At 68.5% G+C, this 21,820-nt stretch carries 18 protein-coding genes; 9 read left to right on the plus strand and 9 right to left on the minus strand.

Features of this window, described 5'->3' with window-relative positions; genetic code table 11:
• Window positions 1–171: 171 nt before the first annotated feature.
• A complete protein-coding gene (locus QMO14_RS08590; RefSeq protein WP_301506035.1) occupies window positions 172–1,164 on the minus strand; it encodes a LysR substrate-binding domain-containing protein in 993 nt (330 codons plus the stop codon).
• Between the two features lie 101 nt (window positions 1,165–1,265).
• On the opposite strand from QMO14_RS08590, the gene pcaH reads away from it, so the two are divergent.
• Entirely contained in the window at window positions 1,266–1,997 is a 732-nt protein-coding gene (pcaH, locus tag QMO14_RS08595) for a protocatechuate 3,4-dioxygenase subunit beta (RefSeq protein WP_301506037.1), read from the plus strand.
• 17 nt (window positions 1,998–2,014) lie between these two features.
• Window positions 2,015–2,623, plus strand: coding sequence for a protocatechuate 3,4-dioxygenase subunit alpha (gene pcaG, locus QMO14_RS08600; protein WP_301506039.1), 609 nt, complete (start codon window positions 2,015–2,017; stop codon window positions 2,621–2,623).
• Window positions 2,624–2,695: 72 nt separating this feature from the next.
• Here pcaG and QMO14_RS08605 read toward each other — a convergent pair whose 3' ends face one another.
• Entirely contained in the window at window positions 2,696–3,388 is a 693-nt protein-coding gene (locus QMO14_RS08605; RefSeq protein ID WP_301506041.1) for a cytochrome c, read from the minus strand.
• A 169-nt stretch (window positions 3,389–3,557) separates the two neighbouring features.
• On the opposite strand from QMO14_RS08605, the gene QMO14_RS08610 reads away from it, so the two are divergent.
• From QMO14_RS08610 to QMO14_RS08640, 7 genes are all read left to right on the plus strand, one after another.
• Entirely contained in the window at window positions 3,558–4,412 is an 855-nt protein-coding gene (locus QMO14_RS08610) for a MoxR family ATPase (protein WP_126023576.1), read from the plus strand.
• A gap of 4 nt (window positions 4,413–4,416) precedes the next feature.
• Window positions 4,417–4,662: a hypothetical protein gene (locus QMO14_RS08615; protein WP_081268832.1), complete on the plus strand. Its 246-nt coding sequence runs from the start codon at window positions 4,417–4,419 to the stop codon at window positions 4,660–4,662.
• A gap of 26 nt (window positions 4,663–4,688) precedes the next feature.
• Complete coding sequence (locus QMO14_RS08620; protein ID WP_301506047.1) at window positions 4,689–5,276, plus strand: GNAT family N-acetyltransferase; 588 nt, start codon at window positions 4,689–4,691, stop codon at window positions 5,274–5,276.
• A 21-nt stretch (window positions 5,277–5,297) separates the two neighbouring features.
• The gene (locus QMO14_RS08625; RefSeq protein WP_301506049.1) at window positions 5,298–6,485 is read left to right on the plus strand and encodes a VWA domain-containing protein; all 1,188 of its coding nucleotides are present in this window, start codon (window positions 5,298–5,300) and stop codon (window positions 6,483–6,485) included.
• Window positions 6,486–6,548: 63 nt separating this feature from the next.
• Entirely contained in the window at window positions 6,549–8,495 is a 1,947-nt protein-coding gene (locus QMO14_RS08630) for an autotransporter assembly complex family protein (RefSeq protein WP_301506050.1), read from the plus strand.
• Between the two features lie 15 nt (window positions 8,496–8,510).
• Window positions 8,511–12,584 (plus strand): translocation/assembly module TamB domain-containing protein, encoded by a 4,074-nt coding sequence (locus tag QMO14_RS08635; RefSeq protein WP_301506053.1) that lies wholly within the window; start codon window positions 8,511–8,513, stop codon window positions 12,582–12,584.
• Window positions 12,585–12,678: 94 nt separating this feature from the next.
• A complete protein-coding gene (locus QMO14_RS08640) occupies window positions 12,679–12,993 on the plus strand; it encodes a hypothetical protein (RefSeq protein ID WP_301506055.1) in 315 nt (104 codons plus the stop codon).
• On the opposite strand, the gene QMO14_RS08645 is transcribed toward QMO14_RS08640, so the two are convergent.
• The 7 genes from QMO14_RS08645 to oxlT all read right to left on the minus strand — a co-directional run bounded on the left by QMO14_RS08645 (window position 12,938) and on the right by oxlT (window position 21,404).
• On the minus strand, window positions 12,938–13,186 hold the full coding sequence (locus tag QMO14_RS08645; RefSeq protein WP_301506057.1) for a formate dehydrogenase subunit delta: 249 nt from the start codon (window positions 13,184–13,186) through the stop codon (window positions 12,938–12,940). The two genes, QMO14_RS08640 and QMO14_RS08645, sit on opposite strands and share 56 nt — an antisense overlap.
• Window positions 13,187–13,225: 39 nt before the next feature.
• The gene (fdhD, locus tag QMO14_RS08650) at window positions 13,226–14,050 is read right to left on the minus strand and encodes a formate dehydrogenase accessory sulfurtransferase FdhD (RefSeq protein WP_301506314.1); all 825 of its coding nucleotides are present in this window, start codon (window positions 14,048–14,050) and stop codon (window positions 13,226–13,228) included.
• 37 nt (window positions 14,051–14,087) lie between these two features.
• Window positions 14,088–16,958: a formate dehydrogenase subunit alpha gene (gene fdhF / locus QMO14_RS08655; protein WP_301506059.1), complete on the minus strand. Its 2,871-nt coding sequence runs from the start codon at window positions 16,956–16,958 to the stop codon at window positions 14,088–14,090.
• Between the two features lie 190 nt (window positions 16,959–17,148).
• Window positions 17,149–18,708 carry an NADH-quinone oxidoreductase subunit NuoF gene (locus QMO14_RS08660; protein WP_301506061.1) on the minus strand — a complete coding sequence of 520 codons (1,560 nt, stop codon included), beginning with the start codon at window positions 18,706–18,708 and terminating at the stop codon, window positions 17,149–17,151.
• Window positions 18,705–19,205, minus strand: coding sequence for a formate dehydrogenase subunit gamma (locus QMO14_RS08665; protein WP_301506063.1), 501 nt, complete (start codon window positions 19,203–19,205; stop codon window positions 18,705–18,707). The genes QMO14_RS08660 and QMO14_RS08665 overlap by 4 nt, the downstream gene beginning before the upstream one ends.
• Window positions 19,206–19,467: 262 nt before the next feature.
• Window positions 19,468–19,956: a gamma carbonic anhydrase family protein gene (locus tag QMO14_RS08670; protein WP_301506065.1), complete on the minus strand. Its 489-nt coding sequence runs from the start codon at window positions 19,954–19,956 to the stop codon at window positions 19,468–19,470.
• A gap of 125 nt (window positions 19,957–20,081) precedes the next feature.
• On the minus strand, window positions 20,082–21,404 hold the full coding sequence (oxlT, locus tag QMO14_RS08675; RefSeq protein ID WP_301506067.1) for an oxalate/formate MFS antiporter: 1,323 nt from the start codon (window positions 21,402–21,404) through the stop codon (window positions 20,082–20,084).
• Between the last annotated feature and the right edge of the window lie 416 nt (window positions 21,405–21,820).

Below are 21,820 nucleotides of genomic sequence, written 5' to 3' on the forward strand. Positions count from 1 at the left end.
CGCCACCCCCCTCGAGGGGGCAACACCTGCGGCCCGGCAAAGCCGGTTCCGCGGTGAGTCCAGGTTCTCCCCCAGGCTTCGCGCACTTCGTGTCGCTTCGCCACCCCCCTCGAGGGGGCAACACCTGCGGCCCGGCAAAGCCGGTTCCGCGGTGTTCCTGGCGAAAACCGGCTACCCGCTGCGCTTCAGTCTGGCCGCGGGCGGCACCGCCCCCTGCTGCTTCGCCGCTTCGCGCAGCAGTGCGGCCATCGCGGCGCGCAATGCCGAGGGCTCGGCGTCGCTGCGCTGCAGCAGGCCGACCGGTTCTTCCGTGCCGGCCGTCTCGATGCGCAGCCGCACGAGGCGCCCTTCCGTCAGCTCGCCGCGCGCGGCGCCCAGCGGCGTGATCCACACCGCATCGGACACCGCCACCAACGCGCGCGCCACCGCCACGTCGAGCGTCTGCAGCGCGTTGGCCGGCAGCACGAGGCCGCGCGCCGAGAGGAAACTCTCGGTGTTGTGGCGGGGGATCGTGCCCTCGCCGTACACCACCAGCGGATAGGCCAGCACCGCCTGCACCGACGCCGCCTTGTGCGCCAGCGGATGGCCCGCGCGCACCGCGAACACCAGCGCCTCGGTGTGCAGCAGCTCGAAGCTCAGGCCGCCCATCAGGCGCGGATCGCTCATGCGGCCCACCACCAGGTCGAGCTCGCCGGCGCGCAGCTCGTCGAGCAGCGCGGCGTTGGCCGCGCTCTTCACCACGATCTGCACCGAGGGGCGGCTGTCGCGCAGCCGCGCGAGCGCTACCGGCAGCAGGGCCGGCGCCACGCTGGGCAGCGCGCCAATGCGCAGCCGCTCGATGCGCTCGCCCGCCACCGGCGCCACGGCCTGCGCGCTGGCGTCCAGCGCCTCGAGCACGCGCAGCGCATGCGCGAGCAGCTGTTCGCCGACGGCCGTGAGGCCCTGCACGCCGCGACGGCCGGCCTTGCTGCGCTCGACCAGCCGCGTGCCGGCGATGGCCTCGAGCTCGGAGAGCGTCTTCGACACTGCCGGCTGGCTCAGCGCCAGCCGCTCGGCGGCGCGCGCGAGGTGGCGTTCCTGCGCCACCGTGACGAAGCAGCGCAGGTGCCGCAACTGCACGTTGCGCACGAAGTCCTGGCGAAGATCGGTAAGGGGGTCTTTCAATTCCTGATGGTTATTGAAAACGTAGCAATCTTCAATTTACATCATCGGATGCCGCTTCTAAAGTGGCAGCTTCCGGATTCGTCCCACGACAGGAGACAACGTTGACCAAGAGCCAAGATCCCCGGGGCCCCTCGCCCACCCTCACGCCGCGCGACTGGGATGTCCACCCCAGCTACATCTACCCCGGCTACAAGTCGACCGTGAAGCGCGGCCCGCAGAAGCCGCTCATCCCGCTGAAGGCCTCGCTCGGCGAGCTGCAGCAGCCGGTGTACGGCCACGACAGCATCGGCGAGTTCGACCACGACCTCACGCGCAACGCGCGCAAGAACGGCGAGCCGCTGGGCGAGCGCATGATCCTCACCGGCCGCGTGCTCGACGACCGCCGCCGCCCGGTGGCCAACACGCTGGTCGAGCTCTGGCAGGCCAACGCCGCCGGCCGCTACGTGCACAAGGTCGACCAGCACGACGCGCCGCTGGACCCCAACTTCCTCGGCGCAGGCCGCTGCCTGACCGACAGCGAAGGCCGCTACCGCTTCCTCACCATCAAGCCCGGCGCCTATCCGTGGGGCAACCACCCCAACGCCTGGCGTCCGCAGCACATCCACCTGTCGCTGTTCGGCCAGAGCTTCGCGAGCCGCCTGGTCACGCAGATGTACTTCCCCGGCGACCCGCTGCACCAGTACGACCCGATGATCACAGGCACCCCCGAGCGCTATCGCAACCGCCTGATCGCCGACTTCAGCCTCGACATCACCGAAGAAGGCTACGCACTGGGCTACCAGTTCGACATGGTGCTGCGCGGCGCCGACGAAACGCCGTTCGAAAACCGCTGAGCCAGGAGACACACACCATGCTGATGACCGCACTGGAAGCCGACTTCGGCCAGACCCCTTCGCAGACCGTGGGCCCCTACTTCGCCTACGGCCTCACCGCCACGCAGTACGGCTATGACTTCGACCAGCCCTTCGACGCGGTGCTCGCGCTCGACAACGCCACGGGCCAGCGCATCCGCCTCGAAGGCCGCGTGCTCGACGGCGACGGCAACCCGATCAACGACGCGCTCGTCGAGATCAGCCAGCCCGACGGCGAAGGCCGCTATCCGCAGACACCCGAAGATGCGCGCGCCATCGGCTTTCGCGCCTTCGGCCGCGTCGGCACCGGCACCACCGAGGGCAACCGCTTCGTGTTCCACACGGTGAAGCCCGGTGCCGAGTCGCCCGGCGAGGCACCGCACATCAACGCGATCGTGCTGATGCGCGGCCTGCTGCTGCATGCCTTCACGCGCATCTACTTCAGCGACGAGGCCGAGGCCAACGCGAAGGACGCAGTGCTGCAGAGCGTGCCGGCCGAGCGCCGCCACACGCTGATCGCCCAGCGCGTGGAGCAAGGCGGCGCCATCACCTACCGCTTCGACATCCACATGCAGGGTGCGGACGAGACGGCTTTCTTCGACGTCTGATCCTCAGGGAAATCCCGGACACAAAAAAGCCCGCGTCGCGGGCTTTTTGTTTTCTGGAAGCGCTCGGCTTGCTTATTCAGCGCCGTGGTGAATGCGCGACTCGGGCACCGTCTTCAGTTCGCCCGGCAGCGAGCTGATGTAGCTGGCCAGCGTCTTGAGTTCGGCGTTGGTGAACTTCTTCTCCTCGACCTGCTGGCCCATCACCGCGTTCGAACGGCCCAGGTGCGGGTTGTTCTTCACGCGGTACGACTTCAGCGCGACGAACAGGTAGTCGGCATGCTGGCCGGCCAGCTTGGGCACCGTGCCATCGTTCGGCGTGTTGAAGTTGGCGCCGTGGCACTTGGTGCAGCTGTTGTCGGCGTTGCGGGTGATGAGCGCCTCGACGTTGGCCGGCGTGGGCTTGGCCAGCGTGGCGGGCGGTGCGCCGCCGTCCTTCAGGCCGAGTTGGCTGTAGTAGGCGGCGACGTCGGCGATGTCCTGGTCGGTGAGCGTGTCCGCGATGGCGCGCATGGTGGGATGCTTGCGGTCGCCGCCCTTGTATGCGGTGAGCGCTGCCGTGATGTAGGTGGCGCTCTGGCCAGCGATCATCGGCACCTTGTGAATCTCCGGGAAGCTGGCCTGGTAGCCGATGATGCCGTGGCAGCCCACGCACATCTGCACCTTCTTTGCTCCGTCCTGGGCCTTGCCAGTGACTTGTTGGGCTTCAGCCGAGACCGTCACGGAAGCGACAGCAAGGGCAAACATCGTGGTCAACAACTTGTTCATTTTGCGCGCACAATCTCGTGGAGAGTACAGTTTTTCGGATCAACATTCGATTATATGCAGGGGTCCCCTGGAACCCTGTGCAGGCCAACCCTGAGGCTGCACGACGCACATCGGGTGTGTTCTTTTCTCCACCCCCGTCCTCGTTCCATCCGTTCCATTCATCGCACTCATGAAATTCCAGGGCTCAGACAACTACGTCGCCACGCAGGACCTGATGCTCGCGGTCAACGCGGCCATCACGCTCAAGCGCCCGCTGCTCGTAAAGGGCGAACCCGGCACCGGCAAGACCATGCTCGCCGAGGAAGTGGCCCAGTCGCTGGGCCTGCCGCTGCTGCAGTGGCACATCAAGTCGACCACCAAGGCGCAGCAGGGCCTGTATGAATACGACGCCGTGAGCCGCCTGCGCGACTCGCAGCTCAAGGACCTCGACGGCGGCGAGCGCGTGAGCGACATCAACAACTACATCGTCAAGGGCGTGCTCTGGCAGGCCTTCACGGCCGACCAGCCGGTGGCGCTGCTGATCGACGAGATCGACAAGGCCGACATCGAATTCCCGAACGACCTGCTGCGCGAAATCGACCGCATGGAGTTCTACTGCTACGAGACGCGCGAACTCATTCGCGCCAAGCACCGGCCGGTGGTGTTCATCACCTCCAACAACGAGAAGGAACTGCCCGACGCATTCCTGCGCCGCTGCTTCTTCCACTACATCAAGTTCCCCGATGCCGAGACGATGAAGCACATCGTCGCCGTGCACTTCCCCGGCCTCAAGCAAGAGCTGCTCGCTGCCGCGATGAAGACCTTCTACGACGTGCGCAACCTGCCCGGCCTGAAGAAGAAGCCCTCCACCTCCGAGTTGCTCGACTGGCTCAAGCTGCTGGTGGCCGAAGACATCCCGCTCGAAGCACTGCAGAGCAAGGACGACAAGGTCGCCGTGCCGCCGCTGGTGGGCGCGCTGCTGAAGAACGAACAGGACGTGACGCTCTTCGAGAAGCTCGTCTTCATGCAGCGCAACAACCGCTGAACCCATGAGCGGCCAGAAACACTCCACCAGGCAGCTCATGAAGCTGGGCATCGCCCAGGCGGTGCTGTTCATGGTGGGCGCGATGCTCGGTCGCGGGCTCGGGCTGCTGCTGGGCCTCGACGCCTTCGGCAGCGGCGAATACAACAAGCGAGAGCTCTTCGGCATTGCGCTGATCGGCCTGGGCGGAGGTGCCGGTGCACAGGCCGCGCGCGTCTGGTACGTGCACAAGTACGGCGATCCGCGCGGCTGAAGAATCACGAAGAGAAGGTGCTGAAGATGGCGTTCGTCGAACCTGTCACGCTGAAGGCACGCGGCCTCGCGCTGGTGCCGCTCTCGCTCGCGCACGAAGAAGGCCTTCGCGCCGCGGCCGCCGACGGCGAGCTGTGGAAGCTGCGCGTGACCTCCGTGCCCGAGCCGCGGGACACCCGCGCCTACATCGACACCGCCCTCAAGACCGCCGACCGCTTCGCCTTCGCCGTCACCGACGAGGCCACCGGCACCGTGCTCGGCAGCACCAGCTTCCACGACATCCTGCCGGCCGTGAAGCGCGTGGAGATCGGCTACACGTGGTACGCCGCGCGCTGCCAGCGCACCCACGTCAACACCACCTGCAAGCTGCTGATGCTCACGCATGCCTTCGACGCGCTGGGCTGCAACACCGTGGGCTGGCGCACCGACAACTTCAACTTCGCCTCGCAGCGCGCCATCGAGCGCCTGGGCGCGAAAAAAGACGGCGTGATCCGCGGCCACGCGATGCGCCGCGACGGCACCATCCGCGACACCGTCATGTACAGCCTGCGCGCAGGTGAATGGCCCGAGGTGAAGGCGCAGCTGCTGTATCTGCTCGACAAGCCGCGCGGCTGAAAGAAACACAAGGAGCGCCCCATGCTCATCGACTTCTTCTACACCCTGCGCTCGGCCAAGCTGCCGGTGTCGGTCAAGGAATACCTCACGCTGCTGGAGGCCCTGCAGGCCGACGTGGTGGGCCCGAACTCCGACGGCGCCTACGGCATCGACGACTTCTACTACCTCTCGCGCACCGCGCTGGTGAAGGACGAGAAGCACTACGACAAGTTCGACCGCGCCTTCGCCGCCTACTTCAAGGGCGTGGAGATGCTGACCGACTTCACCAAGGAAGTGCCGCTCGACTGGCTCAGGAAGACGCTGGAGCGCGAGTTCACGGCCGAAGAAAAAGCCAAGATCGAGAAGATGGGCTGGGACGAGCTCATGGAAACGCTCAAGAAGCGCTTCGAGGAGCAGAAGGAGCGCCACGAGGGCGGCAGCAAGTGGATCGGCACCGGCGGCACCTCGCCCTTCGGCAACGGCGGCTACAACCCGCAGGGCATCCGCATCGGCGGCGCGGGCAAGAACAAGAGCGCGGTGAAGGTGTGGGACCAGCGCGCCTACAAGGACTACGACGACACGCAGGAACTGGGCACGCGCAACATCAAGGTCGCGCTGCGCCGGCTGCGCAAGTTCGCGCGCGAGGGCCATGAGGAAGAGCTGGACCTCGACGACACCATCCACTCCACCGCCGCCAACGCCGGCTTCCTCGACATCAAGATGCGGCCCGAGCGCCACAACAACGTCAAGGTGCTGCTGCTGATGGACGTGGGCGGCACCATGGACGAGCACATCCAGCGCGTGGAAGAACTGTTCTCGGCCGTGAAGACCGAGTTCAAGCACCTGGAGTTCTTCTACTTCCACAACTGCGTCTACGACTTCATGTGGAAGAACAACAAGCGCCGCTTCTCCGAGAAGTTCGCCACCTGGGACATCCTGCGCAAGTACAACAAGGACTACAAGCTCATCTTCGTCGGCGACGCGACCATGAGCCCCTACGAGATCCTGCAGCCCGGCGGCAGCGTCGAATACAACAACGAAGAAGCCGGCGCCGAGTGGATCCAGCGCCTCACGCACACCTTCCCGAAGTTCGCGTGGATCAACCCCGAGCCGCAGGGCGTGTGGCAGTACCGCCAGAGCATCGCGGTGATGCAGCAGCTGATGTCCAACCGCATGTACCCCCTCACCCTGCGCGGGCTCGAGGAGGCGATGCGCATGCTGTCCAAGTAGGACGATGCCGCCGATCCTGCGGGGCCTTCGGGAACCGGCCGGGCTTGCTGTCAGAATCCGCCCATGGTCAGGGCGGTTACTGTTTCCTCGCCGGCATGGTGGCCGGCTTTCCTTTTGTTCGGCGTCCTGCTCTTGCAAGGCTGCAGCCTGCTGCCGAAAAAGGAATCCGCCGACGAAAGCAAGCCCGTGTCGGGCCTCGTACGCAGCGGGGTGGCCGAGACCGGCACTGCAGGGCCGGAGAAGGACGGCAAGGATGACGGCAGGAAGGAAGCCCGCAAGCGCGACGCCTTCACCGTCGACGTGCGCGGCCCCGAGGCCGTGCGCGACTACCTCCGGCTGCACCTCGAGATCCAGCGCTACCGCGAGCTCGACGACCTGGGCGCCACCGAGATCTCCCGCCTCATGGTGGCCGCCGAGGCCAACGCCCGCGAGCTGCTCGGCACGCTCGGCTACTTCACTCCCACGCTGACGCTGGAGCTCAACGAGACGCCGCAGGGCGAGAAAGCCCCGCGCGAGGTCGTCATCAACGTCTCGCCCGGCGAGCTCACCAAAGTGAGCAACGTGCAGATCAGCTATGCCGGGCCCATCGCCGACGACCCGGCCGCCGAATCGCAGCGCGACACCATCCGCACCGCCTGGGCCCTGCGCGCCGGCCAGCCCTTCACCCAGCAGGCCTGGGACAATGCCAAGACCACCGCACTGCGCAGCCTCACGGCCAGGCGCTTTCCCACAGGCAGCATCGCGATCAGCCGCGCCGAAGTGGACGCCGACCGCAGCGAGGCGCGCCTGAGCGTCACCTACCAGTCGGGCCCGGCGTACAAGTTCGGCCCGCTGGTGCTGCGCGGCATCCAGCGCTACGACCCCGACGGCGCGCGCCGCATCGCGCGCCTGCCCAGCGGCCAGGACTACGACCAGCAGAAGCTGCTCGACGCCCAGCAGCGCCTGGCCAGCAGCGGCTACTACGACTCGGTGTTCCTCACGCTCGACACCGACAGCGGCAACCCGCTGGCCGCGCCCGTCATCGCGCAGCTGCGCGAGGCGCCGCTGCAGAAGGTGGTGCTGGGCGTGGGCTTCACCACCGACAACGGCCCGCGGCTTTCGATCGACCACGTCCACAACCAGGTGCCGCTGCTGGGCTGGCGCGCCGTCTCGCGGCTGTCGGTGGACAACGACATCAAGTCGCTGTCGACCGAGCTGAAGGCCATTCCCGACGACCGCGGCTGGCGCTGGTTCGCGGGCGCCGAGCTCAAGAGCGAGCAGTCGGGCAGCTACGTGGTCGACAGCGGCCGGCTGCGCGGCGGGCGCAGCAAGTCGGGCGACCACATCGACCGCAGCTACTTCCTGCAGTACGACTACGCGCAGAACCGCGGCACCAATGCACCGCCCTCGGCCTCGGCCGTGACCGCCAACTGGGGCTGGACCGGGCGCTATTTCGACGACAACTCCGCGCCCTCGCGCGGCTACGGCCTCGCGCTCGAAGTGGCCGCGGGCTACACGCTCACCGGCGAGCAGGTGCCCTTCACCCGCACCTACGCGCGCTGGCTCGGCGTGCTGCCGCTGGGCTCGGCGGAAGACAAGGAACTGCGCGCGCGCCGCAGCCGCCTGCAGCTGCGCTTGGAAGCCGGCGCGGTGTCGGCCAAGGACAGCGCGCAGATCCCCTCCACGCTGATGTTCCTGACCGGCGGCGACACCACCGTGCGCGGCTACAGCTACAAGCAGATCGGCACCGTGCGCGCCGACGGCACCACCGTGGCCGGCCGCTACCTCGGCGTGGCCAGCGTCGAGTGGCAGCGCCCCTTCGTCTACAACAACAAGCTCACCGAATGGGAGAGCGTGGTGTTCATGGACGCGGGCGCCGTGGCCGACAAGCCCGGCGAGCTCAAGCCGAAAGTCGGCGTGGGCGTGGGCGCGCGCTGGCGCAGCCCGGTGGGGCCTGTGCAGGCCGACCTGGCCTATGGCGTGGACTCGAAGAAGTTCCGCCTGCACTTCCGCCTCGGCTTCACCTTCTGACGGGACGCGAGCCAGATGCAGACCGACGTTCAGACTCCGCCGACGCCCCCTCGGAAGCCCCCGTCCGGCTCGCGCACGCGGCGCGCGATGCGCGCGCTGGCCTGGACCGTCGCCGGCCTGCTGCTGGCCGTGGTGCTGCTGGCCGCGGGCGCATGGTGGTGGCTGGGCTCGAACACCTCGCTGGCCTTCGCGCTCGCGCAGGCGGCACAGCGGCTGCCGGCCGGGCAGACGCTGGAGAGCCGCGACGTGAGCGGCTCGCTGCGCGCCGGCGGGCGCATCGGCTGGCTCAAGTACCAGAGCGAGAGCATCGCCGTGGAAGTGAACGACGCCACCATCGGCTGGCAGCTCGCGCCGCTGCTGCAGCGCAGGGTGCAGCTCGGCGAGGTGCATGCGAAGCTGGTGCTGATCGAGAAGCGCGGCCCGCCCAGCGACAAGCCCACCGAGCCGCTGGAGCAGCTCGCCCTGCCGGTGGAGGTCGAGCTGCCCTTCCGCATCGACGAGATCCGCTTCGCAGGCCCGCCCGCGCTGCAGGCACTCAACCTCGCGGGCAGCTACAGCTACAAGGCCGCCGAGCATGCGCTGGAGGTCAAGGGCGTGGACATCGCCGACGGCCACTACAGCGCCCGCGTGAAGCTGCAGGGCCCCGCGCCGATGGCCATCGACGCCGCCCTCGACGGCCGCGTGAAGGCACCTCTCGCCGAGGACCACGACATCGACGTGCTGGCCGCCGCCACCGTCAAGGGCACGCTCGCCGGCACCGGCGCACGGCTGCAGGCGGCGGCCGAACTGAAGCCGGCCGAGGAGAACGCCGAAGCGCCGATGGAGGCCAACCTGCGCGCGCAGATCGCGCCCTGGCTGCCCCAGCCGGTGATCGACGCCAAGGCCGACCTGCGCAACGTCGATGCTTCGAGCCTGTGGCCCGGCGCGCCTGAAACGCGGCTCACCGGCACCGTCGAGCTGCAACCCGATGCCGACACCGGCCCCGCAGCCTGGAAGGCCTCGGCCGACATCCGCAACGCCCTGCCCGGCCCGTGGGACAAAGAGAAACTGCCGCTCGACCAGTTGCTGGCCAGGGTCGGCTTCGACGGCACGAGCTGGACCATCTCCGAAGCCACCGTGCGCGCGGGCGGTGGGCGCATCGACGCGGYCGGCAAGTGGAGCCCGGCGCCCTCGCCCTGGCAGGCGCAGGCCACCGTGCGCGGCGTGCGGCCCGCCGCGCTCTACAGCGAGCTTTCGGGCGCGCCGGTCAGCGGCCAGCTCAAGGCCGAGCAGAAGGACAGCACCATCGCCTTCGACGCCAGCCTGCGCGCCGAGGGCGGCGGCGCGGGCAGCAAGGCCCTGCCCGGCTTCGCGCTCGACCGCGCGCTGGCGCAGGGCCAGTGGAAGGACCAGGTGCTCGACCTGCGCACGCTGCGCATCGAGGCGCAGCGCGCCAGCGTCGACGGCCGCCTGCAGGTGCGCGTGGCCGAGCAGGCCGCCAGCGGCAAGCTGGCCCTCGCCCTGCCCGGCGGCAGCGCGCAGGTCGAGGGCCGCATCGCGCCCGATTCGGGCAGCGGCGAATTCAAGGCCGCCATCGACGACGCCGACACCGTGCAGCGATGGGTTCAGGGCCTGCCCGGGCTGTCGAAGGTGTTCGCGAATGCGGGCGCCAAGGGCTCCGCGAAGCTCGATGCCGGCTGGCAGGGCGGCTGGCGCACCATCCAGCGCCGGCTCGAGAACCCCAACGCACCCGCCCCGCGCGGCATCGCCGAACCAAGCCTCAAGGCCGCACTCTCGGTGCCTCGCCTCGAACTCAACCTGCCCTCCGAGCAGCCCGGCGGAACAAGCACCGATATCCAGGTGCGCAACCTGCAGGCCGACCTTGCGGGCAGCCTTGCGCAGGCCACGCTCGCACTGAAGGGCGAGGCCGCCACCGGCACGCAGAAGTTCGACATCGACACCCGCGCCAGCGGTGGCATCGCGGGCGCCGGCCAGTGGCGCGCGGCGCTGGCCAGCCTGAAGCTGCAGGCGCAGGACAGCGCCCGCCCCGGCGCGCCATGGGTGCTGGAGCTGGGCCGCGAGGTCACCGCGACCATCCGGACCGCGAGCGGCACCGCGCCGCGCCTGGACGTGGAAGCCTCCGCCGCCTCGGCCACGCTGCGCGGCCCCGTGCCCGGCACAGTGCGCATCGACTGGCAGCCGCTGCGCTTCAGCCAGAGCGGCGCGGCGCCCAACCGCGTGTTCCGCGTGCAGTCCAAGGGCCAGTTGCAGGGCCTGCCGATGGCCTGGGCCGGTGCACTGGGTGCCAGCGCGGCGCTCAGCGACTACGGCATCAGCGGCGACCTGATGTTCAACGGCGACTGGGACATCGACGCCGGCGACACGCTGCACGCCAAGGCCCGCCTCGCGCGCCAGAGCGGCGACATCCGTGTGCAGGCCGGCGAGGCCGCGCTGGTCACGCGCATCACCAGCACCGGCACAGGCACCGCGAGCGAGCGCACGATGAACTCGGCCTCGGCCAGCGGCGACGCGCCCAGCACCCCGGCCGGCCTGCGCCAGGCCGAGCTGCGCCTGGATGCCGAAGGCGACGCGGTGCGCGCCGTTCTCGCATGGGACAGCGAGCGCGCCGGCAAGATCGACGCGCGGCTCGACACCCGCGTGCAGCAGCGCGCCGGAGGCTGGCAATGGGCGCCCGACGCGCCGCTGGGCGGCGACATCAAGGCGACGCTGCCGAACCTGGGCGTGTGGTCGATGCTCGCGCCGCCGGGCTGGCGCATCGCGGGCACGCTGGACGCCAACGCCACGCTCTCGGGCAACCGCGCCGCGCCGCGCTGGAATGGCACGCTGGGAGCCGACAAGCTCGCGCTGCGCGCGCCGGTCGAAGGGCTGGACCTGCGCGACGGCCGGCTGCGCGCCACGCTCACCGGCGAGCGCGTGGAGATCACCGAATTCACGCTCAAGGGCGGTGCCGGCAGCTCCGCGCGCATCGGCGGCCAGAGCGGCAACCGCAGCACCGCCGCCAGCGAGGCCCGCACCGACGGCGGCACCCTCTCGGCCAGCGGCGAACTCGCCTGGGGCCCGGCCAGCGGCTCGGCCTCCGGCATCCGCATGGCAGTACAGGGCCAGCTGCGCGCGCTGCGCGTGCTGGTGCGCACCGACCGGCAAGTCACGCTCTCGGGCGACCTGCAGGCGCGGCTGGACAACGGCCAGTTCACCGTGCGCGGCAAGCTCAGGACCGACCGTGCCGTCATCATCCTGCCCGACGAGACCGCGCCCAGCCTGGGCAGCGACGTCGTCGTGCGCTCCGCCGCCAAGGACCGCGAGGCCGCCGAGGCGGCGAAGCGCGAAGCCGCCCGCGCCGACGCGCAGGCCGCGAAGCCGCAGACCGCGAAACCGCCGGACATCACCGTCGAGTTCGACCTGGGCGACGACTTCGCGGTGCAGGGCCGCGGCATCACCACGCGCCTCGAAGGCAACCTGGAGATCCGCAGCACCCGGCTCGATGCGCCGCCGCGCATCACTGGCGAGGTGAAGACCGTGAAGGGCCAGTACCGCGCCTATGGCCAGCAGCTCGACGTGGAGACCGGCATCGCGCGCTTCAACGGCCCCTTCGACAACCCGGCGCTCGACATCCTCGCCATCCGCCCCAACCTCTCGCAGCGCGCTGGCGTGCAGATCACCGGCACCGCGCAGTCGCCGCGCGTGAAGCTGTATTCGGAGCCTGCCCTGTCCGATGCCGAAACGCTGTCGTGGGTCGTCCTGGGCCGCGCCTCGGCCACCAGCGGCGGCGAATCGGCGCTGCTGCAGCAGGCCGCGCTCTCGCTGCTCGGCAAGATCGGCGGCGCCTCCACCGGCGGCAGCCTTGCAAGCCGCTTCGGCCTCGACGAACTCGGCTTCAAGGGCCCGGGCGACGGCGGCGACCTGCGCGAATCGGCAGTGACGCTCGGCAAGCGCCTGTCGAAGGACTTCTACATCACCTACGAACGCAGCATCGGCGGCACCTTCGGCACCCTCTTCATCTTCTACGACCTCACGACGCGCCTCACCCTGCGCGGCCAGGCCGGCCAGACCAGCGGGCTCGACCTGATCTACACGGTCAAGTACGACTGAAGCCGGGGGCGGTCTCGCCGCCGACTTCGGCCTTGACCCGCCTCTCGCGCGCGTGATAAGAACCGTGCCTCGCCTTCACCGAGGAGCGACCACGATGAAAAGAGTTGGAGACAAGGGCGAGAGCCTTCGGAACTTTCCAGATGGCTCTCGGACATCCGCCCCGCCGGGGCTCTCGCGCATCGCCCTCACGCGCGGCGCATTGCGCGGCACGATCGCGCTGATCGCGGGCCTTGCGCTCGCGGCGTCCATTCCCTACTGGGGCGGCATGCACTTTCCCGTCACCAGCCTCGTGATCTACGTCGCGGGCATGGTGTTCATCGCGATGCCGCTGTGCCTTTACTACGAGTCGCTGCTCATGGCGCAGGCAGCAGCGTCGACCGATGGCTGCGAAGCGCCGATGCCACGATAGGCATCAACAGCGGCGTCTTGCCCGCATCGAAATCGCGCAGCAGCTGGATGCGCATGCTCGGTGCCCAGAACGACTTCAGGTGCGCGGCGATGGCCTGCGTGGCCGCGCCCGCGTCGCTGGGCGACTGCGCCTGGAAGAAGCTGCCGATCTGGTTGGCCATCTTGACCAGTTGCGCCGATTGATCGTGCTCCATTTGGCTTCCGGGAATTTGTTGGGTTGAAAAGGGAAAGGCTCAGCGCAGCCGCTGAGGGTGGCTGTACACGCCAAGATCCTGCTGCCGCACGAAGCCCACCAGCGTGAGCCCCGCGCGCTGCGCCGTGGTCACCGCGAACGAGGTCGGCGCCGACACCGCCGCAAGCAGCGGCGCCCCGGCCATCGCGGCCTTCTGCACCATCTCGAAACTCGCGCGGCTGGTAACGGCGATGAAGCCGCCGGATGCATCGACATCGTTGGCCGCGAGCGCGCCCACCAGCTTGTCGAGCGCGTTGTGGCGGCCCACGTCCTCGCGCAGCCACATCACCTCGCCGTCGGGCGAGCACCAAGCCGCCGCATGCACGGCGCCGGTGGCTTCCTGCAAGGTCTGCTGCGAGGGCAGCTGCGACATTGCGCGGCCGATGGCTTCGCGTTCGAAGCGCACGGCGGCATCGTCCTGCAGCATGGGCAGTTCGCGCGACACCTGCGTGAGGCTCTCGGTGCCGCACAGGCCGCAGCCGGTGCGCCCGGCCATCGATCGGCGGCGCTGCCTGAGGCGCGCGAAGGCGGCGCTCGACACCTGCATGTGCACCGTGAAGCCCAGCGCCGACTGCTCGGCCTCCACCGAATAGAGCTCGTGCGCCGCGCCGAGGATGCCCTCGCTCAGCGAGAAGCCGAGCGCGAAGTCTTCCAGGTCGAGCGGCGTCGCCAGCATCACCGCGTGCGAGATGCCGTTGTATTCGAGCGCGACCGGCACTTCCTCGGCCACCCAGTCCTGCACGTCGAAGGGCCGGCCGCCGCGCACGCCGTGCACGGGCAGCAACTGCGCGCCTTCGCAGAAGCGGACGGTGTCGGCGGCCTGCATGTTCATGCGGCGGGCACTCCGCTCTTTCCCTGGCTCTTCACTTGGCCGGCACCGTCTCGTTGCTCTGGTGCGAGGCGGCGGCGAGCAGGTCGTGCTGCGTCCGGTTGAAGCGGCTGTACTCCTGCTGCCAGGCCGAGGGCTGCATCACCGGCGCCACCTGCACCGCCGTGACCTTGTACTCGGGGCAGTTGGTGGCCCAGTCGGAGTTGTCGGTGGTGATCACGTTCGCGCCCGACTCGGGGAAGTGGAAGGTGGTGTAGACCACGCCCGGCTGCATGCGCTCCGACACCGTGGCGCGCAGCACCGTCTCGCCCGCGCGGCTCTGGATGCCGACCCAGTCGCCTTCCTTCACGCCGCGCTCCTCCGCGTCGTGCGGATGGATCTCCAGCCGGTCCTCGCTGTGCCACTGGTTGTTCTCGGTGCGCCGCGTCTGCGCGCCCACGTTGTACTGCGAGAGGATGCGCCCCGTGGTCAAGAGCAGCGGGAACCTGCGCGTGACCTTCTCGTCGCTCGCCACGTACTGCGTGACGATGAACTTGCCCTTGCCGCGCACGAAGCGGTCGATGTGCATGGTGGGCGTGCCCTCGGGCGCGTTCTCGTTGCAGGGCCACTGGATGCTGCCCAGTTCGTCGAGGCGCTTGTAGCTCACGCCGTGGAAGGTGGGCGTGAGCGCGGCGATCTCGTCCATGATTTCTTCCGGGCTCCTGTAGTCCATCGGATAGCCCAGCGCCTGCGCGAGCTTCACCGTCACCTCCCAGTCGGCATAGCCGGCCTTCGGCGGCATCACCTTGCGCACGCGCGAGATGCGGCGCTCGGCGTTGGTGAAGGTGCCGTCCTTCTCCAGGAAGGAGGAGCCCGGCAGGAACACGTGCGCGTACTTGGCGGTCTCGTTGAGGAAAATGTCCTGCACCACCACGCATTCCATGGCCATCATCGCGGCGGCCACGTGCTGGGTGTTCGGGTCGGACTGCACGATGTCCTCTCCCTCGCAGTACAGCCCCTTGAAGCTGCCGCCGATGGCGGCGTCGAACATGTTGGGAATGCGCAGGCCCGGCTCGGGGTCGATCGGCACGCCCCATGCGGCCTCGAACGCGGAGCGCGTGGTGCTGTCCGACACGTGGCGGTAGCCCGGCAGCTCGTGCGGAAAGGAGCCCATGTCGCAGGAGCCCTGCACGTTGTTCTGGCCGCGCAGCGGGTTCACGCCCACGCCCTCGCGGCCCACGTTGCCGGTGACCATCGCAAGGTTGGCGATACCCATCACCGTGGTCGAGCCCTGGCTGTGCTCGGTCACGCCCAGGCCGTAGTAGATGGCGGCATTGCCGCCCGTGGCGAAGAGCCGCGCGGCGGCGCGCATCTCGGCGGCTGGCACGCCGGTGACCGCCTCGGTGGCCTCGGGCGACTGCTCGGGGCGCTCGACGTACGACTTCCATTCCTTGAACGAGGCCGTGTCGCAGCGCTCGGCCACGAACTCGTCGGCCATCAGCCCCTCGGTCACGATGACGTGCGCCAGCGCCGTGACCACCGCCACGTTGGTGCCGGGGCGCAGCTGCAGGTGGTGCGCCGCCTGGATGTGCGGCGACTTCACGATGTCGATGCGGCGCGGGTCGACCACGATCAGCTTCGCGCCCTGGCGCAGCCGCTTCTTCATGCGCGACGCGAACACCGGGTGGCCGTCGGTCGGGTTGGCGCCGATCACCATGATCACGTCGGCCTTGTCCACCGAAGCGAAGGTCTGCGTGCCCGCCGATTCGCCCAGCGTCTGCTTCAGGCCGTAGCCCGTGGGCGAATGGCACACGCGCGCGCAGGTGTCGACGTTGTTGTTGCCGAAGGCGGCGCGCACCAGCTTCTGCACGAGGTAGGTTTCCTCGTTGGTGCAGCGCGAGGAAGTGATGCCGCCGATGGAGTCGCGGCCGTACTTGGCCTGCAGGCGCTTGAACTCGCTCGCGGCGTAGTTGAGCGCGGTCTCCCAGCTCACCTCCTGCCAAGGGTCGCTGATGTTCTTGCGGATCATCGGCTTGAGCATGCGGTCCTGGTGCGTGGCGTAGCCCCAGGCGAAGCGGCCCTTCACGCAGGAGTGGCCCTCGTTGGCCTTGCCGTCCTTCCACGGCACCATGCGCACGACCTCGTTGCCCTTCATCTCGGCCTTGAACGAGCAGCCCACGCCGCAGTAGGCGCAGGTGGTGATCACGCTGTGCTCGGGCTGGCCGAGCCAGATCACCGACTTCTCCTGCAGCGTGGCGGTGGGGCAGGCCTCGACGCAGGCGCCGCAGCTCACGCACTCCGAATCCATGAAGGCCTCGTCCTGGCCCGGCGACACGCGCGACTCGAAGCCGCGGCCGCTGATGGTCAGCGCGAAGGTGCCCTGCGTTTCCTCGCAGGCGCGCACGCAGCGGTTGCACACGATGCACTTCGAGGGGTCGTAGCTGAAGTACGGGTTCGACTCGTCCTTCTCGCTCTTGAGGTGGTTGGCGCCGTCGAAGCCGTAGCGCACGTTGCGCAGGCCGGTCACGCCCGCCATGTCCTGCAGCTCGCAGTTGCCGTTGGCCGAGCAGGTGAGGCAGTCGAGCGGATGGTCGGAGATGTAGAGCTCCATCACGCCCTTGCGCAGGTCCTGCAGCCTGGGCGTCTGCGTGCGCACCTTCATGCCCGCCTCGGCGGGCGTGGTGCACGAGGCCGGGAAGCCCCGGCGGCCCTCGATCTCGACCAGGCACAGCCGGCAGGAGCCGAAGGGCTCCAGGCTGTCGGTGGCGCAGAGCTTGGGCACCTGGATGCCCGCATCCACCGCCGCGCGCATCAGCGAAGTGCCCGCGGGCACCGTGACTTCGTTGCCGTCGATCTCCAGCGTCACCTCGCGCTCCGATTCGCGCCTGGGGGTGCCGTAGTCGATTTCCTTGAGATGGTCCAACATGTCCTTAGCTTTCTCTCTGGTCTGGCAAATTCACTACCGCCGTGCGAAGCGCGAACCGGCTTCGTCACACCTGCAGCTCTCGCACCTGGGTCGCGGAACACCGTGGAACCGGCTTTGCCGGGCCACCGATGTTGCCCCCTTGAGGGGGGAGGCGGCTACACGAAGTGAGCAAGCAACGGGGGTGGGCATATCACGCGGCCTTGCGGTCCGGCACGGTGATGCCGAAGTCCTGCGGGAAATGGTCGAGCGCCGAGAGCACCGGGAACGGCGTCATGCCGCCCATGGCGCACAGCGAGCCGTGGACCATCGTGTCGCACAGGTCGCGCAGCAGCATCACCTGCTGCGGTCGGTTCTGGTTGCCGCGGATCTTGTCGATCACCTCCACGCCGCGCGTCGAGCCGATGCGGCAGGGCGTGCACTTGCCGCAGGATTCGAGCGCGCAGAACTCCATGGCGTAGCGCGCGAGCTTCGAGAGGTCGGCCGTGTCGTCGTGCACCACGATGCCGCCATGGCCCACGGTGCCGCCGACGGCCGCATAGGCCTCGTAGTCCAGCGGCAGGTCCCACTTCGATTCGGGCAGGTAGGCGCCCAGGGGCCCGCCGACCTGCACCGCCTTGATGGGCCGGCCCGAGGCCGAGCCGCCGCCGTAGTCGTACAGCAGCTCGCGCAGCGTGACGCCGAAGGCCTTCTCGACCAGGCCGCCGTACTTGATATTGCCCGCCAGCTGCATCGGCAGCGTGCCGCGCGAGCGGCCCACGCCGTAGTCGCGGTAGAAGGCCGCGCCGCGCGCCAGGATCAGCGGCACGCTGGCCAGCGTGATGACGTTGTTGATGAGCGTGGGCTGCCCGAACAGCCCCTCGATGGCCGGCAGCGGCGGCTTGGCGCGCACGATGCCGCGCTTGCCCTCCAGGCTTTCAAGCAGCGCCGTCTCTTCACCGCACACGTACGAGCCCGCCCCCTTGCGCACTTCGAGCGAGAAGCGCTTGCCCGAACGCAGGATGTTGTCGCCCAGAAAGCCCGCAACCTCCGCGACGCTGATGGCCTCGTTCAGGGTCGCGATCGCATGCGGGTACTCGGAGCGCACGTAGATGTAGCCCTTCGTCGCGCCGGTGGCGAGGCCCGCGATGGTCATGCCCTCGATCAGCATGAAGGGGTCGCCCTCCATCGTCATGCGGTCGGAGAAAGTGCCCGAGTCGCCTTCGTCGGCGTTGCAGACGATGTACTTCTGCGCCGCAGCCGTGCCCAGCACCRTCTTCCACTTGATGCCCGCCGGAAAGGCCGCGCCGCCGCGTCCGCGCAGGCCCGAGTCGAGCACCTGCTGCACGATGTCCTCCGGCGCGAGCGCCAGCGCGCGGCGCAGTCCGGCGAAGCCCTCGCAGGCCTGGTAGTCGGTGAGCGACACCGGGTCGGTGATGCCCATGCGCGAGAAGGTCAGTCGCTCCTGCTTCTTCAGGTACGGGATCTCCTCGGTGAGACCGAGCGCCAGCGGATGCCTGCCGCCGGTGAGGAAGCCCGCATCGAACAGGCCCGCCACCTCGTCGGGCGTCACCGGCCCGTAGGCGATGCGGCCGGCGGGCGTGTTCACCTCCACCAGCGGCTCGAGCCAGAACATGCCGCGCGAACCGTTGCGCACGATCTCCAGCATCAGGCCGCGCGCGGCCGCTTCCTTGGCGATGCGCCGGGCCACGCTGTCGGCGCCGACAGCGAGCGCGGCCGAGTCGCGCGGAACGTAGACGGTGATGGTGCTCATGGGGCGACCTGGGCGAGAAGCGCGTCGAACGCGCGGGGCGTCATGCGCGCGTGCGGCTGCTCGTCCAGCGTCATCGCGGGAGAGGAGGCGCACAGGCCGAGGCAGAAGGCCGGCTCCAGCGTGAACGCGCCGTCCTTCGTGGTGCCGTGCGCGCTGCAGCCCAGGCGCAGCTCCGCGTGGGCCAGCAGGGCATCGGCGCCCATCGACTGGCAGGCCTCGGCGCGGCAGATCTGGATCACGTGGCGGCCCGCGGGCGCGCTGCGGAAGTGGTGGTAGTAGGTGACGACGCCGTGCACCTCGGCGCGCGAGAGGTTCTGCGCCTCGGCGATCACCGCCACCGTGTGCGCGGGGATGTAGCCGAGCGCGTCCTGCACGTCGTGCAATATCGGCAGCAGCGCGCCGGGCTCGTTCTCGTGCGCCTGCAGGATGCGCTGCACGGCGGCGAGTTCGTCTGCCTCGTGCCTTTGCTGCGCCTGCTGACCCTGTTCTTGTTTCATGGTCCGTCCGATCTGCTCCGTCGCTGCATGAAGCCTTCAAGGGCTTGCAAACGGAGCTGGTTTCATCGTGGTTCCGTCGCGGGTCCGGCGTCTCGAATTCGACGCGAATCCCGTGGTGGTCCGCTTGGGGATCAATGTCGATGAATCGGGCGTCGGGGGCCTTGACACAAGTCAATTTCCGCCGAAACAAGCACGGTGCCAATGCGCACAAACCCTGCGCGCGCAGGGTTTCGCAAGGACCGGAAGAACTGAGCGAAAGGCCCTATCGGGCGGAGGCTTCGCGCGCCCTGCGCAGCTGCGCTTCGGCCTCTTCGTCGCCCACCTCGCCAGTGACCTTCGCGGGGCGGCCCGCGATGCGCGAACGGTCGGGAAAGACCTTGCCTTCGGTCAGCAGCGAACCCGGCTCGACGACGCAGCCGCGGCCCACCACTGAGCCGTTGAGCGCGACGGTGTTCTCGCCGACGACGGCGCCGTCGCCCACGGTGCAGCCGTGCAGCATCACGTGCGGACCCACCGTCACGTCGGCGCCGATGGTGAGCGGAAAGCCGGGGTCGGCATGCAGCATCACGCCGGCCTGCACTTGGCTGCCGCGGCCGACAGTGATGGGCTCGTTGTCGCCGCGCAGCACCGAGTGCGCGCCGATGCGGCTGCCGGGCCCGAGCACGACCTGGCCGATCACGCTGGCGCTCTCGGCCACGCGGGCGCTGGCGTCGATGGCAGGTTCATGCGCGTCAAGTCGGTAGATCGTCACTGCGAAGGCTCCTGTTCATCGGCAAAAGGCCCCGCCATCTTCATGGCGGGGCCGTGTGGGGGAAGACGGCTTGCGCGAATGTTACCGGTGCAGGCGCCTCGCGTGGTGTCCAGGTGTTCTGTTCTCTAGTCGGCGCGGCTCGCTTCGATGTGCTTGCGGCGCATCGGCCGCAGTACGAACCAGGCCATCAGCGCCGCAAGCGCATTGACCGCGCTGGCCGCGATGAAGACGGCCTGCCAGCTGCCGGTGGCGGCCGCGAGCACGCTCGACAGCGGCACCAGCAGCGAGGCCGTGCCCTTGGCGGTGTAGAGCATGCCGGCGTTCGATGCGGCGTACTTGGAGCCGAAGGTGTCGGCGCAGGTCGAGGGGAACAGGCTGTAGATCTCGCCCCAGGCGAAGAACACGATGCCGGTCAGGATCACGAAGAGGATCGGGTTCTGGCCATAGTGGTAGAGCATCAGGATGCCGACCGACTCCATCGCGAAGGCGATGAACATGGTCTGCTCGCGACCGATCTTGTCGGACACCCAGCCGAAGAAGGGCCGCGTGAGGCCGTTGAGCACGCGGTCGATGGCCAGCGCGAAGGTCAGCGCGGGCAGCACGAGGCCCATGATGTTGACCGGCACGTCGATGATCTTGAAGTCCTTGGCGATGGGCGCGAGCTGCGCGGTGGCCATCAGGCCGCCGGCCGCCACCATCACGAACATCGCGTACATCACCCAGAACACGGGGGAGCGCAGCACTTCGGAGGGCGCATAGTCGCGGCGCGACTGCTGGACGCTTCGGCTTCCCGAAGCCTTGGCATGGTCGGGTGCGCGGGTCAGCATCCATGCGAGCAGGAACACGATCAGTCCCTGCCCGATCCCAAAATAGAGAAACGCCGATTCGTAGCCGCTCGACTTGATCATCGCGGAGATCGGGATGATCGTGAGCGCGGAACCCGCGCCGAAGCCCGCGGCGGTCATGCCAGCCGCGAGCCCCCGGCGGTCGGGGAACCACTTGAGCGCGTTGCCCACGCAGGTGCCATAGACCGCGCCGGCACCGACGCCGCCGATGGCCGCCGCGATGTACAGCAGCGCGAGCGAATCGGCGAACGAATTGAGCACCCAGCCCAGCCCGCACAGCACGCCGCCCACCAGCACCACAGGTCGCGGGCCGAAGCGGTCGACAAGGTAGCCCTCGATGGGCACGAGCCAGGTCTCGGTGAGGACGAAGATGGTGAACGCGACCTGGATCGCGGCGCGGCTCCAGCCATGCTTGTCGGCGATCGGATTGACGAAGAGCGTCCAGCCGTATTGCAGGTTGGCGATCATCGCCATGCAGACGATGCCGATGAGCAGCTGACCCCATCGATACGCCTCGGATCGGGTCGCGCTGGCGCCATAGGTTTCGGACGGTGGGTACATCGCGGCGTTGGAACCTGCGATCGTGGAGGTGGGCCGAGTCATGGAGTTGTCCTTGGTGTTTTCGTTGAAATCCGACAGGCTGCAAAGCTGAGCAATCAGTCGAGCGATCTGTGCGCATCGACGGGCGACGAGGCTTCGTTGACATCGATACACGGCATGGGAATCACCAGTTGTCTGCGCGTGGATGACTGTCGGACCGAGCGAGTCAAAAACTCTTGACCTCAGTCAAGTTCACACGAATCGCGCTCCCTCGAAACCCCCGTGATATCCCTAGCACAGGCAGTGCATCGAATCGCCGCGCGCATGAGGCGCGATCACGCCGACGAACGCAGGCGCAATGAGCAGTGGCATCGGCACGCATCACACGATGCGCGGTGCATGACGGATGAAGAATCGATGATGCGATTTCGATGATCCATGCGTGATGCATGGCATGGGCCTTCGATCGATCGCGCGAT

Origin of the sequence: Variovorax sp. CAN15 (genome assembly GCF_030462475.1) — a bacterium.
Lineage (GTDB): Bacteria > Pseudomonadota > Gammaproteobacteria > Burkholderiales > Burkholderiaceae_C > Variovorax.